An 18,018-nucleotide genomic window follows, 5' to 3' on the forward strand; every position below is an offset into this window, starting at 1 on the left:
AAATCTAATTAGTTTTCAATTTTCTCTAAATCTAATAAAAAACTATACTCTTTTGCTAATTCCTTAATGGCTTCAAAGCGTCCAGATGCTCCACCATGTCCTGCATCCATATTTGTATCCAAAAAAAGGAGATTATTATCTGTTTTTAAAGCGCGTAATTTAGCCACCCATTTAGCTGGTTCCCAGTACTGTACTTGAGAATCATGAAGACCTGTTGACACATACATATTTGGGTATTTTTGAGGCAAGACATTATCATAAGGGGAATAGGATAACATATAATCATAATACTTTCGAACGTTAGGATTTCCCCATTCATCATATTCTCCTGTAGTAAGCGGAATACTATCATCAAGCATTGTGGTTATAACATCTACAAAAGCGACTTGTGCAATAATTCCATTATATAATTCAGGTGCCATATTGACAACAACCCCCATTAATAAACCACCTGCAGAACCACCTTCGGCATACAAATGCTTTGGTGAAGTATATTTTTCGGCAATTAAAAACTTAGAACAATCGATAAAATCGGTAAATGTATTTTTTTTCTTTAATAATTTTCCATCCTCATACCATTGTCTTCCTAAATCTTCACCTCCGCGTATGTGTGAAATGGCAAAAATAAACCCTCGATCCAATAAAGTCAATCGAGTCGATGAAAACGTAGCGTCCATAGAATGTCCGTAAGAGCCATAAGCATATTGGAGCAAAGGATTTGTACCATCTTTCTTCAATCCTTTCTTATACACCATAGAAATGGGTATTTTCACACCATCTTCTGCCGTAGCCCAAACTCTTTTTTCGGTATAATTATTTTTATCAAACTTCCCCCCTAAAACTTCTTGCTCTTTTTTGATTTCTTTGGTCTTTGTCTTCATATTGAAATCAATAATCGAAGAAGGCGTAGTCATAGATTGATAGCCATAACGCAATATTTCAGTATCAAAATCAACATTGGAAGACGTATAAGCCGTATACGTTTCGCTATCAAAAGGCAGGTAATACTCCCCTTCTCCGCTCCATGGCATGATACGAATTTTATTCAAACCGTTTTCACGTTCTTCAACAACCAAAAAGTCCTTAAAAATCTCAATATCTTCCAATAAAACATCCTTTCTGTGTGCAATAACTTCAACCCAATTGGCTTTTGAAGTCTTGTTTATCGAAGTTTTCATCAGCTTAAAGTTCTCAGCTTTGTCTTTATTGGTCATAATATAAAAACTATCACCATAATGATTGATACTATATTCCAATCCTCGAACACGTTTCTGGAAAATCTTAAATTCACCATCGGGATTATCGGCATCCAGAATTTGGTATTCTGTAGTCAAAGTACTTCCCGATTCTATAGCCAAGTATTTTCGAGACTTGGATTTCGCAATTTCTACATTAAAAGTTTCATCTTTTTCAAAATAAACCAAAACATCATCCGTCTGTTTTGAACCTAATTTATGCTTGAAAATTTTATCCGAACGCAAGGTCTTTTCATCCTGATCCGAGTAAAAAATAGTTTTATTATCATTGGCCCAAACCGCACTTCCAGTAACATTTTCTATTTTATCCTCCAGAATTTCGTTGGTTTCCAAATTCTTGATTTGAATCGTATATATTCGTCTCCCAACGATATCATAACTAAACAGAGCCAACTTATTATCAGGGCTAATACTCAAAGCGCCTAATTGAAAATAAGGCACACCCTTAGCCATTTCATTGCAATTGAAAAGTATTTCTTCTTTTGCCGAAAGGCTTTCTTTTTTTCGGGAATAAATGGGGTAATCCTGTCCTTTCTCGAAACGAGTGATGTAATAATATCCATTATACAAATAAGGAACTGATTGATCATCTTCCTTTATGCGGCTTTTCATCTCTTCAAAAAGAGCAGTTTGAAAATCTTTGGTATGCGCCGTTTTTTCTTGGTAATAAGCATTTTCTTGATTCAAATAATCAATAACCTCAGGATTTTCTCGGTCATTTAACCAAAAGTAATTATCTATTCGTATCTCATTATGTTTTTTTAGCTTTTTCGGAATGATTTTAGCTATTGGAGGTTGTATATTTTCTGGCATTGTTTGCGAGTGGTTTTAGTATTTTAAATGCAAAAATAACACAAAGCGATTTTACAAAGAGACGGTTTTTAATCTAATTTAACATTGGTTACTCGCAAATTAAGTAAATTTGCGTTTCAATTTAAAAAATCATCAAAATGGACTTAATGGGAATGATGGGTAAACTAAGAGAAACCCAACAAAAAATAGAAGACACAAAAAAACGTTTAGACACCGTATTAATTGACGAACAAAGCACTGACAGCTTATTAAAAGTTACTTTGACCGCCAATACCAAAATAAAATCAATCACAATCGATGATTCTTTATTGGAAGACAAAGAACAACTGGAGGATTACTTGATTCTAGTTTTGAACAAAGCGATTGAAAAAGCGTCAAACGTAAACCAAACCGAATTGGACGCCGTTACCAAAATGGATATGCCAATGATTCCGGGAATGGAAGATATGTTCAAATAAAAAAGGATTTAAACATCAAAACCAATTGTTTTCAAAGCAACAATGCCCAAATTCTGATTATAGAATTTGGGCATTGTTATATAAGATAAATAAATTTACTTATTATATGAAAACGTCTTAAACAACTTTAAACTTTTAAACTTTCTAAAAAACAATCTTCTGCAGGGTTTCCAAAACATAAGTATGCATCACTTCTTTATAATCCAGATGCGTTACAATACGAAGTTTTCCATGCCCCAAGGCACTGATCAATATATTTTTTTCTTTTAATTTTTCGATAAAAACTTTTTCATTCAAGCCTTCACGAAGCGAAAAAATCAAGATATTCGTTTCTACTGGCTCGATTTTTCCTATCCAAAGCTGGCGTGACAAAACTTCGGCAATTTCTCTCGCCCTTCTGTGATCATCCACCAACTTGGCAATATTATTATCCAAAGCAAAATTTCCAGCCGCCGCCAGATACCCAACCTGACGCATACCGCCACCCAATATTTTTCGAATACGCAAGGCTCTGTGAATAGTCTTTTTATCCGACAAAAGAATCGAACCAATAGGCGCTCCCAATCCTTTGGATAAACAAACCGAAATTGTATCAAACAACGCTCCAAATTCCCTTGGATGCTGTTTTTTGGCCACAATTGCATTCCAAATTCGGGCACCATCCAAATGGTATTTTAAATTATTGGCAACACAAACCGCTTTTATTTTTTTTAATTCTTCCAGATCATAACAAGCTCCACCTCCCTTATTTGTGGTATTTTCTACACACACCAAACTCGTCAATGGACTGTGATAAAACTCAGGATCATTTATAGCTCCAGCCACTTGCTCGGCGGTAATCATTCCTCGATTTCCGTCCAATAAACAACACGAAACGCCACTATTAAATGAAACACCGCCTCCTTCATAATGATACACATGAGCATATTTATCGGCAATCAACTGCTCACCAGGCTGCGTATGCAACTTGATTGCCGTTTGATTGGCCATAGTTCCAGACGGAAAAAATAGCCCCGCTTCCATACCAAACATCGCCGCCAATCGTGCCTCAAGAGCTATTACCGTAGGATCTTGTTTGTACACATCGTCCCCCACTTCGGCATTAAACATGTATTGCAACATTTCAACCGATGGCTTAGTAATCGTATCGCTAATCAAATTTATTTCCATAATCTAAAAACTAAATCCTATTTTTGCATTCAAAACTAATGAAATTATTAGAAGCTAATCCTGCTATTCGTTACAATCTTTTCTATTTTTTAAAGAAAAAAATAGAAAAGGATTTTCACTACTATCAGGGCTAAAAAAGGGCTAACCCAATAATTTTCGAAACAAAATTACTATAAATTTATGACAACTACCGAACAAATTAAAGGTATTGTGGAGCGCCTTGGTGCGTTGAGGAGGTATCTTTGACGTTGATGCCAAACTTATCGAAATAGCCAACGAAGAAGAGAAAACTTTTGCTCCCGACTTTTGGAACAATGCAAAAGATGCCGAAATCATTGTAAAAAACCTTAGAGGTAAAAAGAAATGGATTGAAGATTACAACAAAGCTGTCGATATGACAGACGAGTTGCAACTCGCTTATGATTTTTACAAAGAAGGAGAGCTAACTATCGAAGAACTAGACAGTCAGCACGATTTAACTCAAGCTCATATTGAAGCAATAGAATTCAAAAATATGCTTTCGGAAGAAGGCGATTCTTTGAGTGCAGTACTTCAAATTACCGCAGGAGCCGGTGGTACCGAAAGTTGTGATTGGGCCGAAATGCTCATGCGTATGTACATGATGTGGGCCGAAAAAGAAGGTTACAAAATCAGGGAACTGAATTTTCAAAAAGGAGACGCAGCAGGAATAAAAACCGTCACTCTAGAAATAGAAGGCGATTATTCTTTTGGATATCTCAAAGGCGAAAATGGAGTTCATCGATTAGTTCGTATTTCTCCTTTTGACAGTAATGCCAAAAGACATACTTCATTCGCATCGGTTTATGTATATCCATTGGTTGATGATACTATCGAAATTGAAATCAACCCCGCCGATATCGAAATCATTACGGCTCGTTCCAGTGGTGCGGGTGGTCAAAATGTAAACAAGGTAGAAACCAAAGTACAACTGACCCACAAACCAACCGGAATTCAGATTCAGTGTTCCGAAACGCGTTCGCAACATGATAATAGAAATCGAGCGATGCAAATGTTACGTTCGCAATTGTATGAAATTGAGTTGAAAAAGCAACAAGAGCAACGTTCTGACATCGAAGCTGGAAAGATGAAAATTGAATGGGGGTCGCAAATACGCAATTACGTAATGCAACCTTATAAACTAGTCAAAGACGTCCGAACCGGTCACGAAACTAGCGATGTTGACGGCGTGATGAACGGAAACATCGACGGTTTTCTAAAAGCATACCTCATGATGATGGGGCAACGTGAAGAGGAGTAGTTGTTAGTTTTCAGTTTATACAAAAAATGCCTTTCAAAAATTTTGAAAGGCATTTTTTTTTATCAATACAATTTAACAATCGTACCACTAACCAATAATTTTTAAATAAATATTTATATAATACACTCCTGTAACTATAAAAGTAAATCCTGCAATTAACCGCATGACTTTCTCCACTTTTCGGATCGCATGAAAGTACTTTCCTAATTTCTCCAAACTAAAGGCAATTACAAAAGCAAAAAATAACACTGGCAACCCAGTTCCCAAAGCAAATACAATTGGCAAAGCCAAACCTTCGTTTGCCGAAAGTGTCATCGGAATAAGCATTCCAAAAAATAATGCGCCACTGTAAGGACAAAAAGCCAAAGCAAACAAAGCGCCTAAAAGAAAAGAGCCAAAAATACCTTGAGTTCTAAACTTTTCAGATAATTTCTCGGTCAGATTTATATTGGATAAAAAATTCAATTTAATAACATCCAGTAATATAAAACCAATTACAATCATTACTGGACCTATCAATTTTTCTCCATTCCCTTGAAGTAATTTGGCAACTTGAAATTTACTAAACCCAAAATAAACAAGTGTACCAATTGAAGTATAGGTGAAAACCCTTCCAAAAGCATATAGCAACCCACTCAAAATTACCTCATATTTACTATTTACAGTTTTGGCAATGTAGGCTGTAGCAGTAATATTTGTTGCCAAAGGGCAAGGACTGATCGCCGTAAGCAATCCTAAGGCAAAAGCAGTCAAAAGTGGCACATCATTATTCTGAGCCAGTTGATTCAACCATTCCATATTATTGAAAGGCTTCTATTTTTTTTATCAGCTCTTTCATGAATTTGGTTTTATCGCCTGCATTCATAAAAGCCATATCCGAGATATCTTGTTTGTTCTTGCTTTTTGGGTTATAAAGAAATAATGCAGTTCCTGCAGCTTCAAATTGCATCGCTATTTTTTCATTTTTTTTATCATCAACATTCACTAATAAAAAAGGAACAGTCGGATAGCTTTTAAGCGTTTCCCGAGTCAATTCCTCTATCTTAATGCAGGTCACACAACGATGTTCAGAATGAAATTGGATCACTTCAATTGTTGCAGGAACTTTGCTTTTTAATATAACTGCTGTTTTACCTTGAGCAACTATAATTACAGTTACAAACAGAAGTATTGAAGTTAAAAAAACAGGCAGTAAGATATACTTTTTCATTTTTATTAGTTTTTATATGTTGCTCAATTAATTATTGTTATTATTATTCTCATTGCTTTTAGATTCATCGTTTGATTTCTTTTTCTGAAATTGAAGTTTATAAACTATCCAACCAAAGCCTGCTATTATATGAAGTAATACGATTCCAAAAATTATTTTTTCCATAGTAGTATTATAAAATTATATTGAATAAATAACCTGACAAAATCATAAAGAAGGCAATAGTTCCAAAATAAATAGCTATCATTTTTAAATTCATTACTTTTTTAAGCAGCATTGCTTCTGGTAATGACAGACCAATTACTCCCATCATAAAAGCAATAGCTGTTCCAAGAGGAACTCCCTTTGCAACCAAAACTTGAACAACCGGAATAACACCTGCAGCATTACTATACATCGGAACACCAATGATTACTGCCAAAGGCACCGCATACCATTGTCCTTTATTGATGTATTGCTCAAAAAAACCTGTTGGCAAAAATCCATGCATTAATCCGCCAATGGCAATACCGATAATAATATAAAGAGAAACTCCTTTTACAATACCAAAAGCTTCTTTTAAAATAGCAGGAAATCGTTGCACTAATGTTAGCCTATCTTCTTCCAATTCGTCTTCTGTTTGAGCGTTTGCAATTATATTTTGAACCCAAGGAGATAATTCTTTTTCCAATTTTAATTTACCTAACGTAAAGCCGCCTATTACTCCTAAAACAATACCTGAAATAACATAGATTGCCGTTATCTTAAATCCAAAAGCGCCTAAAAAAATAGCAATTGCCACTTCATTTACTAATGGAGCAGTAATCAAATAGGTAAAAGTAATCCCAAGTGGAATGCCTCCTTTTACAAAACCAATAAATAATGGAACGGATGAACACGAACAAAAAGGAGTGATAACCCCAAAAGCAGAAGCAAACAGATATTCTAATCCGTACAATTTATTTCGACTTAAAAAATTTCGAACTTTATCTACTGGAAAATAAGAATTCACAATACCCATTACCGTTGTGATTACAAAAAGCAATAAAGCAATTTTTAAGGTATCAAAAACAAAGAAATTTAGAGCATCTCCAAATTTGGTATGTTGTTCAATTGAGAAAACGGAATATATAAGCCAATCGGCAAAATGTTGCAGCCAATCAAACATAACAAGTTATTTAAATTAACAACCAGAGCACGAACAAGAATGAGTATTTTCATCAACCAAAACAAAAGATTCATCACCTATGGTTGGAAATCCTTTCTGTACCCAACGAATGATTCCATGTTTCATATTCACTACATGGTTATAACCGTGATTTTTCAAAAAGGCAGTAGCTCTTAAACTACGTACACCACTTTTACAAACAACCACTACTTCCCTATCTCTCGGAATTTCAGTAAATCGTTCTTCGAATTCGGTTAGTGGGATATTCACAATATTAGGCACATTGTATGCCAATTGAGCTACTTCCTCTCTTTCTCGAACATCTACCAACAAAGCTCCATTTTTAATCAACAGTTGTGTTTTGGTAGGACAAATTTCTTTTACTAAAGCTTGATTTTCCATTGCATTCTTATTTTAAAAATTCTTTAATTTCATCAATCTGCGCAATCCTTCCTTTTACTTTTACAACTTCATCAATCATTAATACAGGAGTCGTCAAGATATTATACCGCATCATTTCTTCAATATCTTCAATTTTGATTACTTGAGCTTCAATACCTAATTGATTTACCGCTTGTTCAGTATTTCGAAATGTTGCTTTACACTTTGGACAACCGGGACCTAAAACCTTAATAGTTTTCATTATTTTTTCTTTTATAAATCATTCGTAAAATTACGAACAATTGTTCTAATATTCTTTCTTTTACGAATAATATTTTAGAAATTTATTTTAAGAAAGTGACAAAGAGTTTTTTTGCCAAAAGCCAATTATCTTTGTTTATACAATATTTAACTGTAGGAGGTGTAATATCCCCTTGAATAAGACCAGCGTCTTTCAATTCATTCAAATGTTGGGACAAAGTAGATTTTGCAATAGGCAATTCTTCGGCCATATCGCCATGATAACAACAAGACTGAGCGTCTAATAATTCTAAAATAGCAATCCGAACGGGATGTCCCAAAGCTTTGGCAAAACGAGCCAATTGTTTCTGATCAACTGTAAAATAGTCTTCTTTTGTATTTTTTTTCATCAATTAATTTTACAATTATCTATTCGCAAACATACGAATAAAATAAAAGTAAAAACATTTGAATTATACAAATTAATATTCTTTCTATTGCCATTCAATCAATGAAACCCCAACACCCACAGTAGTTTGATTGTGATTATAATCAATCAATGAACTTCCATAACCGTGTGAAACTTGCAAATAACCTCTAAGATTTCCTTTTATGGGATATGCCCAAGAAAAAGTGGAACTTCCTCTCATGTTTCCTTGCAAATTAAAATTATGACTTCCTATAAAAGTATAAACACTCTTGTTTTTAGAATAAATAACATTCACATCAGCGTTGCCTATGTAGCTAGAAATATCAGGATTATCTCCTTTGGATTCTGGAATAACATACCAAGGTCTTATGTAAATATTCCAATTTTTCCGTTCGAAACCTGTCATCAAAATAACTCTGTTCCAACTTCTGGTATTGGGATAACTTTTTCCGTTAGATTCGTGATTGAATGAAACCCCAACCATCCTAGTTTTAAATCCCAAAACCTTAAATTTAACTGGAAAATTAAGAATCACTTCGGGTTCGTAATTAATTTCCCTAAACGGACGGGATAATTCTGTATTATAAATCTGCCAATGTGAAATTTGGGTATAAGCAACCCACAAATCGGCATGCCCCCATAAAAAACCTTGAAGAATTTTTGTCTTAAAACTCAATTGAAATTTCATCTCCACAACATCATAATCAACCTTAGCTGGCGGAATATATTCTGGTGAAGTATTTCCTGAATGGGGTTGCTCATTTGGATTACTGGTCCATACGAAAGGCAAAACATAAATAGCTTTGTAAGGAGTAACCAAGAAAGTTCCTCTCGCCGCAGTTGAGTCTAATTCCCAACGGGCAACCATGGTTTTGAGTTCTACTTTATCATTAAATAAAGCTTGAACTTGAGCATTTGATAAAAAAACAGAAAAGAAAAATAAAATGAATAATAATGTTTTTTGCACAGCTTTAAATTTTATCCAAAGTTAGATTTCGGATAAACACTCGCTGTTATACATTTCGTTTTAAAAATTATATAATTCACGTTTTAATTTAAGTTTTTTTAAATTTTGCAAAAAACAATTAAGAATAATTTAAAATTCAGGACACAACCAAGTTCTTTTTATTAAAAAATCCCGTTCAGCTTTTATAATAAATATTCCTAAAACGATATCGTTCAAGAAACTGATAAATAATGCATTACATCCAAAACATATAACCTTTAAAAAGCCTTTTTTACAAACAAATTATTTAAATTTGTTAGGTATCAAACTTTAAAAAGCAACATAATATGAGCAAGATTTTACCTGAAAAATACAGACATCCCTATACATTTGACAAAAAATATAAAAAATCAGCCGTCTATTTCTCCATGGAATTTGCGATTGATCAATGCCTAAAAATTTACTCCGGGGGATTAGGTTTTCTGGCGGGATCACATATGCGTTCGGCATACGATTTGAAACAAAATTTAATCGGAATTGGCATTTTATGGAAAAAAGGATATTATGACCAATACCTGAAAGAGGATCTTTCGATGGGTTCTCTTTTTAGAGAAAAGAATTACAGCTTCCTTGAAGATACCAACATACGATTCACCATAAAAATAAACAATCATGATGTCTGGATTAAGGCTTATTTCCTGAAACCGGAAATCTTTGGAACAGTACCTATGTTTTTTCTTTCGACAGACTTACCCGAAAATGATTATCTGGCCAAATCAACAACATTCAGGCTATACGATTCAGATCCGAGTGCCAAAATAGCCCAAACGATGGTATTGGGATTAGGCGGAGCCAAACTTTTGGACGCTTTGGACTACGAACCAGATATTTATCATTTAAATGAAGCACATGCTGTTTCCTCCGTTTTTCATTTGTACAACAAATACAAAAGTGTGGAGAAAATCAAAGAAAAAATGGTTTTTACTACACACACTCCTGAAGAAGCCGGAAACGAAAAACACGATATTTATTTACTTGAAAATTTAAGTTTTTTTGATGGCATACCACTAGAAACGGTCAGAGAAATAACAGGTATTCAGGATAACACTTTCAACCATTCGCTCGTGGCATTGCGATTGAGTCATAAAGCAAATGGAGTGTCCAAATTACACGGAGAAGTTTCTAGGGAAATGTGGAAAGATTTCGCAGGAATTTGCCCAATAACACATATTACCAATGCCCAAAACAAAAAATACTGGGTCGATCCATGGCTAGATGATGCTCATGCAAGCAAAGACCGAGAAGAGTTAATAAATAGAAAAAAGAGACTTAAAACCAAGCTATTTGAAGTTGTAGCCGACCAAACAGGAAAAATATTTGACCCTGAAGTTCTTACTATTGTATGGGCAAGACGATTTGCTGATTACAAAAGACCTGATTTAATCACTAGAAATATTGAAAAATTCAGAAGTCTAATGACAGACACCAAAAGACCAATTCAAATTATTTTTGCAGGAAAACCATACCCTACTGATTATGGAGCCATTCACAATTTTGATAATCTTTCACACATCAGCAAGGAATTCAAAAATATGGCGGTACTTATAGGTCATGAATTAAAATTATCCCGTCAATTAAAAAAAGGGTCCGATGTTTGGTTAAACAATCCAAGGGTAACGCGCGAAGCTTCTGGAACATCTGGGGTGACTGCTGCCATGAATGGCTCTATTAATTTTTCGACCAATGACGGATGGGTACGAGAATTCAAAGATTTAAATGAAACCCAAAATTCGTTTGTGTTACCAATTGTCGATCACAATATTCCAACATATCAGCAAGACCAAATGGACTTAGATAATTTGTATCGAATGCTGGAAGAGGAAATATTACCTCTGTATTATGACACTCCCGAAGATTGGTGGGATTTAGTAGAAACCAGTATGAAACAAATTGTACCATTTTTTGATTCTGCCCGAATGGTCGATGAATACTATACAAAAATGTATAACTAAATCCATACTTTTGGAATTAAAGAGAAATACTGAACCTCGTTATCTGGAAAAATAGCGAGGTTTTTATTTTTATATGATTTTAAAGAACATTAAATTGCTAAAAATTTAAAATTATTCATATAAATTAAAAAAATTCAATCGTTTTCGTAAATTAGCACTCGTTACAAAAAATATATTTTACACCTATGGATTTAAACTTCAATAAAAACGAAGATCACAATAAACTTTTACTGTCTGAATTGAGACAAAAATTCGCCAAAGTCAAGCTTGGAGGCGGTGAAAAAAGAATCGAAAAACTTCATGCAGAAGGCAAAATGACCGCTCGGGAACGTATTGACTATCTGTTGGACGAGAATGCAAAATCTATTGAGATTGGTGCTTTTGCAGGCAAAAAAATGTACACTGAGCATGGCGGATGCCCATCAGGAGGCGTAATTGTAAAAATAGGATACATTAAAGGAAAACAATGCATCGTCGTGGCTAATGATGCTACTGTAAAAGCGGGCGCCTGGTTTCCTATTACCGCAAAGAAAAACCTAAGAGCGCAGGAAATCGCGATGGAAAATCGTTTACCAATCATCTATTTGGTTGATAGTGCTGGTGTTTATTTGCCATTGCAAGACGAAATTTTCCCAGACAAGGAACATTTTGGACGCATTTTTAGAAACAACGCTATAATGAGCAGCATGGGAATTACTCAAATTGCAGCGGTAATGGGCAGTTGTGTTGCAGGTGGTGCCTACCTTCCCATTATGAGTGACGAAGCTCTGATTGTAGATAAAACGGGAAGTATTTTCTTGGCGGGAAGTTATTTGGTCAAAGCGGCCATAGGTGAAAGCATCGATAATGAAACTTTGGGCGGAGCAACTACACATTGTGAGATTTCGGGAGTAACAGATTACAAGGCAAAAGACGACAAAGATGCATTGGACAAAATAAAAAATATTGTTGATAAAATCGGTGATTTTGACAAAGCAGGATACAATCGCATAAAATCTGAGAAACCAGCTTTGAACGAAAAAGATATCTATGGTATTTTGCCAAAAGCCAGAAACGAACAATACGACATGATGGAGATCATCAATCGATTGGTTGACAATTCAGAGTTTGAAGCTTACAAAGACGGTTACGGTCAATCACTTATTACCGGTTATGCCAGAATTGACGGTTGGGCCGTGGGAATAGTTGCCAATCAAAGAAAAGTAGTCAAAACAACCAAAGGCGAAATGCAATTTGGCGGTGTTATTTATTCTGATTCAGCAGACAAAGCGACTCGTTTTATAGCCAATTGCAACCAAAAGAAAATCCCTTTGGTTTTCGTTCAGGATGTAACTGGTTTTATGGTCGGCTCCAAATCCGAACATGGCGGCATCATCAAAGACGGTGCAAAGATGGTGAATGCCGTTTCCAATTCGGTAGTACCAAAATTCACTGTCGTAGTAGGAAACTCTTATGGAGCTGGAAACTATGCCATGTGCGGTAAAGCATTTGACCCAAGATTAATTTTTGCTTGGCCAAGTGCCGAACTCGCCGTTATGGGAGGCACACAAGCCGCAAAAGTATTGGCACAAATTGAAGCTTCTTCTTTAAAGGGAAAGGGAGAAATTGTAGATGAAGCTAAAGAAGCCGAATTATTTGCCAAAATAAAAGCCCGTTATGACGAGCAAGTTTCTCCTTATTATGCGGCCGCGCATTTGTGGACAGATGCCATTATTGACCCGCTGGAAACAAGAACTTGGATTTCTATGGGTATCGAAGCAGCCAATCACTCCCCTATTGAAAAGAAATTCAATCTAGGTGTGATTCAGGTATAAAAAACATCCCAACATTAAAACAATCTCAAAAGCACTCTTTTTAATTAGGAGTGTTTTTTTTTATATATAAAATTCAAAAAAAATAACTTAACATCTATATTAAATACATATTAAAAATATTATATTTATACGAAATAAATTATTTAATTTCAAAAAAACAACAATCTTACTTTTATAAATTAATGAAAAAATACATTTCACTTGCTGTAATCAGTTTACTATTCATTCAATGTACATCCACCAAATACCATAATGAGCACATTAACGACTTGATTACAGAAAAAGACCTAAAAAGCGATGTGGATTTCACCTATAATAAACTGCAACGATTACAACCCAAATTGTATTGGTACATTTCCAAAAAAGAACTTGATTACAAATTTGACAGTTTGAAAACTACTATCACAAAACCGATGAGTAGTTTTGAATTTTATAAAAAAATAACTCCTGTAATTACTTCAATTCGTCAAGGCCATTTGAGTGTATCTCCGTCATTTAAAATTTTGAGCAAAACAGAAAAAAAGGCACTTAAAGACAAAGGAATTGGTCCATTCTCCCAATTTGATTTTCAAGTAGTAAATGATAAATTGTATGTTACAAAAAACAAATCAGACAACAAGTCGATTCTTCCAGGTGCTGAAGTTGTTAGTATAAACAACAAAAAAGTAAGTGACCTAATTCACGATTACAATTCATTATTCACATCAGATGGACATAATAAGACCTTTAAACAAAAAAGAATGTCTTTTATGTTACCTACATTTTATACCAATGAAAATGGAGTTCAAGATAGCATACAGTATTCTTTCAAACAAAATGATTCTTTAAAAGCAATATGCATCAACAGAAAAAAAATAGTCCCTTCAAAAACAAAAAGAGAGGGTGAAAAAGAGACTGTAGTAAAACTTGACTCCAAACAAAAGAAAATAATAAAAAACAATAAAAGCGTATATGGTTATAATGAACTTACAAAAACAAACAATAGAGAATTAAAGTTTATGGAGCCGGACAGCAGTATTGCTCTACTCAAAATCAAACATTTTAATTTGGGTAATTCATCCCGTTTTTATGAAGAAAGTTTCGGCAAATTACAACTAAATAAAACTAAAACACTAATTATTGATTTAAGAAATAATACGGGTGGCGAACTCAAGGAAATTGCAAATTTATACCGCTATTTGTCTGATTCTACTTTTGTTTTCATAGAACCTTTTGAAGTAACATCCAAAACCAGTTTGATTAAAAAAACACCATTCAACAAAGCTCCGCTAGTGGCAAAAGTTTTAATGATGCCTTTGTATGCTCCTTTTTCTTATTTTTCTGTTCACAAAGCAGACAATGGCAATTATTATACATCAAACTCACATTCTAAAATTAAACCAATAAGCAAGAATGCGTTTAAGGGTAAAATGTATGTAATGATTAACGGAAGTACATTTTCGGCAGCTAGTATACTATCATCCAATTTAAAAGGTTCAAAAAGAGCCACTTTTGTAGGAGAAGAAACCGGAGGCGGGTACAATGGAACAGTAGCAGGAATAATGCCTGTTCTTAAATTACCTCATTCCAAAATTAAGGTAACAATTGGATTGATGGTTGTTGCCCCATTTTATAAAACTAAAATTGAAGGCCGAGGTATTTTTCCTGATAAAGAAATTTTACCAACACTTAATGATTATATAGGGGGAAAAGATCCTGAACTAAATTGGATTTTAGAAGACATCAAGAAAAATGCTGTCATTAACTCCGAAAATCAAAAAGTAAAAACAATCACCTTAAACCAATAGTACCCTCAATAAAAATGACCAAATATTATTCATATATCGCTAATTATTAATACCTTAGTAGTAATAATTTAAATAATATGATATTATGAACAATGTAAAAAGCTTAAATAAGTGGGCCAATGCGCATACTTATTTGCCAGTAGATGTTTTACGAATGGCTCTTGGTGTTTTTCTATTCATGAAAGGAGTTTATTTTGTTTCAAACATCCAATATTTGGTAGATTTAATATCCCCAATTGAAAAAATTGGAGGAGGAATGTTTTTGCTTCATTATATAGCTCCCGCACATTTGGTAGGTGGAATTTTAATCTTTTTTGGTTTATTGACGCGCTGGGCTATTATAGCACAATTACCTATTTTAATTTGCGCCATTATTATTAATTTTATGGGATTTATGCACCACCAAAACTTACTTCTAGCACTATTATCTTTAGGTGTTTGTGTATTCTTTTTAATCTATGGTAGTGGAAAAAATTCAGCAGATTATTTTTTTAAAATGGAACAATAATTTTAAATTCTAAAAATTCTGATCTACCCTAAAACGAAAACAAAAAAAGAGAGGAATCAACCTCTCTTTCTTTGTTTTTACATTGTTTGGAAATAAATATTAAGCTATCACTAACTTCTTGCTTTCTTCTCTCATTATTTTACCAGTAGCTGTTTCTTTGAATTTAGGAATAAATACAATCTCTTTTGGTTTTTCATATTTATCCAAGACATCAAATACCGAATGATCAATATCCATTTTTTCGCCTTCTACATAAAGTACCACTTTTTCGCCTAAAGTATCATCTGGTGCCCCATTTACAAAATAGCGTCTTGGAATTAACGTTGACAATTTACTCTCAACCTGTTCTGGCATGATTTTTATACCTCCACTATTGATTACATTATCAAAACGTCCTAACCAAACAAATTGAGTGTCAGAAATTAATTTCACAATATCATTAGTTACAATTTTTTCGTTACCAATATTTTTGGCTATAATTTCTAAACATTGATTTTCATTAACAGAAACAGTTACGTGAGGCAATGTAGTAAAAGCTTCTACTCCAACTTTCTTGGCGGCAATATGAGTGATTGTCTCTGTCATACCATACGTTTCATAAATCTCAATCGGCAGTTTAACCAATTCTTGTTCTAATGATTTATGAATTTTCACCCCTCCAATAATTATTTTTTTGATATTGGTTAATTTTTTGATTGAATTTTTAGCCTGAAGAGGTACCATAGCTGCAAAATCATATTTTTCATCATTATGTTCTAGAGGGTTTGAACTTGGCGCTACAAAGTCCATATCCAAACCTAAAATAAAAGAACGAACAAACATCATTTTACCAGCAACATAATTAGTTGGCAAACAATGCAATACCCTATTACCAGGTTGCAATCCGAAAAAATCCCCCGTAGCAATAGCCGATTGAACCATCGCATCTTTTTCGACTCTTATTGTTTTTGGATCCCCTGTGGTTCCAGAAGTAAACATATCAATATATGATTTGTCATCAAACCAATCCAATAAAAAATCCCCAACTGATTGTTCGAAATCTTCTCCTTCTTTTATAAAACTATAGGCTACTCTACATAAATCTTCTTTTGTTAAATGATAACCATTTAATTTAAAAAGGTTATGTACATTCTTGTATGTTACTGTACTCATGATAATTATATTGATTGTTTTTTGATTTATTTTTAGCCTTTATTCAATCTTCCCCGTTAGCTTTACTTTCCAACCTGACCAATTGTATTTTAAGCCAAATATAAATAAAAGTATAGGATAAATAACAATTACAGGAAAGATAATATCAAATCCAGCCTCTGGTTCAGAAACATCTTTAAAAACAGAATAGGTTTGAAAAGCAGACCAATCTGATGTCACTAATAGTGCTCCTACTAAGTTATTGGCTGCATGAAATCCCAATGCCAATTCCATCCCATCATCCATTAATGTAATAACTCCCAACAGCAATCCTGTACCAATATAATAAACCATCACTATATTTCCCATCTTCGAAACTTCTGGATTAGAAAGATGCATTATACCAAAAATGCAAGAGGTCATAAGCAATGGAAACCATTTATTCTTGGATAAATTGGCAAATCCTTGCATTAAATAACCCCTAAAAATTAATTCTTCAACGCTTGTCTGGATCGGAACTAACAATATGGCAATAACAACTAAAATCAAAAAGGGAATGAGTTGAAAATTAATTTCAAAATCTGCCGGGTTTAAATAAAACATTACAACTGTCGAGACTATTGTAAATAATGACCAAATCAAAAAAGAAAACAAAACTCTTCTCCAATCTATTCTTTTTCTGGTCGTTATAATAGAAAGCAACTTTTGATGGTGCAACAAACGGACAACAAAATAAATTCCGCCCAAAGCAAATACAAAAGAAATAAGAAGCAAAAACAAATTCAAGTTAGGGTCAAAAAAATGCATTATTTCCGCATCATTAGTTGGATAAATTTTCCCTTGAAACATCGTTTGAAACAATATTGCTGCCAACATGGGCAATTGCCCTAAAAGTGAAGCCCCAATTATGAATATTGAACCTAGAATATACTTCCAAAATTTATTCTTATTACTAATTCCTTGTTGTAAAAACATTTGTTATTTTTTTCTATAATTATACTTCGAATGGTATTTCAAGTCTTATTTTTGCTCCAACTAAAATAGTTTTTTTTGTTTAGTAGAAACCAAATCATACCTAATAATGATGCAAATATACCACAATCAACGTTGCGGAAAATCAAGAAATTGTTTGTTACTTTTGGAAAAATCCAAAGAAGAATTTGAAATCATCAATTACCTAATTACAAGGCCAACAGTTGCTGAATTAAAAATTTTATTGCAAAAACTTAATTTTTCACCCATGGAACTTGTTCGCCAAAAAGAAAAAATCTGGATAGAGAATTACAAAGGAAAAACACTAACTCCAGATGATATCATTGAAGCAATGGCTGAAAACCCTATTCTTATCGAAAGACCAATTGTAGTCAAAGGAAATCAAGCGATTATAGGAAGAGATTTAGACAACGTAATTCCATTTTTACAGACATTAACATAAC

At 33.8% G+C, this 18,018-nt stretch carries 18 protein-coding genes; 7 read left to right on the forward strand and 11 right to left on the reverse strand.

What is annotated here, in order from left to right:
* Positions 1–8 precede the first annotated feature (8 nt).
* A complete protein-coding gene (locus KZH69_RS10665) occupies positions 9–2,069 on the reverse strand; it encodes a S9 family peptidase (RefSeq protein WP_219317430.1) in 2,061 nt (686 codons plus the stop codon).
* A gap of 137 nt (positions 2,070–2,206) precedes the next feature.
* Between KZH69_RS10665 and KZH69_RS10670 the strand changes: the two genes are divergently transcribed.
* Positions 2,207–2,527: a YbaB/EbfC family nucleoid-associated protein gene (locus tag KZH69_RS10670; protein WP_219317431.1), complete on the forward strand. Its 321-nt coding sequence runs from the start codon at positions 2,207–2,209 to the stop codon at positions 2,525–2,527.
* A gap of 144 nt (positions 2,528–2,671) precedes the next feature.
* On the opposite strand, the gene KZH69_RS10675 is transcribed toward KZH69_RS10670, so the two are convergent.
* Positions 2,672–3,697: a threonine aldolase family protein gene (locus tag KZH69_RS10675; RefSeq protein WP_219317432.1), complete on the reverse strand. Its 1,026-nt coding sequence runs from the start codon at positions 3,695–3,697 to the stop codon at positions 2,672–2,674.
* Positions 3,698–3,877: 180 nt separating this feature from the next.
* Here KZH69_RS10675 and prfB point away from each other — a divergent pair.
* A protein-coding gene (gene prfB / locus KZH69_RS10680; protein WP_219317433.1) for a peptide chain release factor 2 occupies positions 3,878–4,976 on the forward strand; the annotation gives its coding sequence in 2 pieces (ribosomal slippage) (positions 3,878–3,940 and positions 3,942–4,976; 1,098 coding nt in all).
* Positions 4,977–5,063: 87 nt separating this feature from the next.
* On the opposite strand, the gene KZH69_RS10685 is transcribed toward prfB, so the two are convergent.
* The 7 genes from KZH69_RS10685 to KZH69_RS10715 all read right to left on the reverse strand — a co-directional run bounded on the left by KZH69_RS10685 (position 5,064) and on the right by KZH69_RS10715 (position 9,351).
* Complete coding sequence (locus KZH69_RS10685) at positions 5,064–5,774, reverse strand: aromatic aminobenezylarsenical efflux permease ArsG family transporter (RefSeq protein ID WP_219317434.1); 711 nt, start codon at positions 5,772–5,774, stop codon at positions 5,064–5,066.
* Between the two features lies 1 nt (position 5,775).
* Positions 5,776–6,186: a nitrophenyl compound nitroreductase subunit ArsF family protein gene (locus KZH69_RS10690; protein WP_219317435.1), complete on the reverse strand. Its 411-nt coding sequence runs from the start codon at positions 6,184–6,186 to the stop codon at positions 5,776–5,778.
* Between the two features lie 172 nt (positions 6,187–6,358).
* On the reverse strand, positions 6,359–7,333 hold the full coding sequence (locus tag KZH69_RS10695) for a permease (RefSeq protein WP_219317436.1): 975 nt from the start codon (positions 7,331–7,333) through the stop codon (positions 6,359–6,361).
* A 15-nt stretch (positions 7,334–7,348) separates the two neighbouring features.
* Positions 7,349–7,735, reverse strand: coding sequence for a rhodanese-like domain-containing protein (locus KZH69_RS10700; RefSeq protein WP_219317437.1), 387 nt, complete (start codon positions 7,733–7,735; stop codon positions 7,349–7,351).
* A 7-nt stretch (positions 7,736–7,742) separates the two neighbouring features.
* Entirely contained in the window at positions 7,743–7,976 is a 234-nt protein-coding gene (locus KZH69_RS10705) for a thioredoxin family protein (RefSeq protein ID WP_219317438.1), read from the reverse strand.
* 82 nt (positions 7,977–8,058) lie between these two features.
* Positions 8,059–8,364 (reverse strand): ArsR/SmtB family transcription factor, encoded by a 306-nt coding sequence (locus tag KZH69_RS10710; RefSeq protein WP_219317439.1) that lies wholly within the window; start codon positions 8,362–8,364, stop codon positions 8,059–8,061.
* An 84-nt stretch (positions 8,365–8,448) separates the two neighbouring features.
* Positions 8,449–9,351 (reverse strand): phospholipase A, encoded by a 903-nt coding sequence (locus tag KZH69_RS10715; protein WP_369410658.1) that lies wholly within the window; start codon positions 9,349–9,351, stop codon positions 8,449–8,451.
* Positions 9,352–9,677: 326 nt separating this feature from the next.
* Here KZH69_RS10715 and glgP point away from each other — a divergent pair, with 326 nt between their 5' ends.
* The 4 genes from glgP to KZH69_RS10735 all read left to right on the forward strand — a co-directional run bounded on the left by glgP (position 9,678) and on the right by KZH69_RS10735 (position 15,451).
* Positions 9,678–11,342, forward strand: coding sequence for an alpha-glucan family phosphorylase (gene glgP, locus KZH69_RS10720; protein WP_219317440.1), 1,665 nt, complete (start codon positions 9,678–9,680; stop codon positions 11,340–11,342).
* Between the two features lie 185 nt (positions 11,343–11,527).
* A complete protein-coding gene (locus KZH69_RS10725) occupies positions 11,528–13,156 on the forward strand; it encodes an acyl-CoA carboxylase subunit beta (RefSeq protein ID WP_219317441.1) in 1,629 nt (542 codons plus the stop codon).
* Between the two features lie 182 nt (positions 13,157–13,338).
* Entirely contained in the window at positions 13,339–14,943 is a 1,605-nt protein-coding gene (locus KZH69_RS10730; RefSeq protein ID WP_219317442.1) for a S41 family peptidase, read from the forward strand.
* Positions 14,944–15,028: 85 nt separating this feature from the next.
* Positions 15,029–15,451: a DoxX family protein gene (locus KZH69_RS10735; RefSeq protein WP_219317443.1), complete on the forward strand. Its 423-nt coding sequence runs from the start codon at positions 15,029–15,031 to the stop codon at positions 15,449–15,451.
* 99 nt (positions 15,452–15,550) lie between these two features.
* Here the strand turns inward: KZH69_RS10735 and KZH69_RS10740 are convergent, their stop codons facing one another.
* Complete coding sequence (locus KZH69_RS10740; protein WP_219317444.1) at positions 15,551–16,603, reverse strand: AMP-binding protein; 1,053 nt, start codon at positions 16,601–16,603, stop codon at positions 15,551–15,553.
* A gap of 39 nt (positions 16,604–16,642) precedes the next feature.
* Complete coding sequence (locus KZH69_RS10745; protein WP_219317445.1) at positions 16,643–17,557, reverse strand: CPBP family intramembrane glutamic endopeptidase; 915 nt, start codon at positions 17,555–17,557, stop codon at positions 16,643–16,645.
* Between the two features lie 106 nt (positions 17,558–17,663).
* Between KZH69_RS10745 and KZH69_RS10750 the strand changes: the two genes are divergently transcribed.
* On the forward strand, positions 17,664–18,017 hold the full coding sequence (locus KZH69_RS10750) for an arsenate reductase family protein (RefSeq protein WP_219317446.1): 354 nt from the start codon (positions 17,664–17,666) through the stop codon (positions 18,015–18,017).
* Position 18,018: the final 1 nt, after the last annotated feature.

Source organism: Flavobacterium taihuense (assembly GCF_019351435.1).
In the GTDB taxonomy this organism is placed as follows: Bacteria; Bacteroidota; Bacteroidia; order Flavobacteriales; family Flavobacteriaceae; genus Flavobacterium; species Flavobacterium taihuense.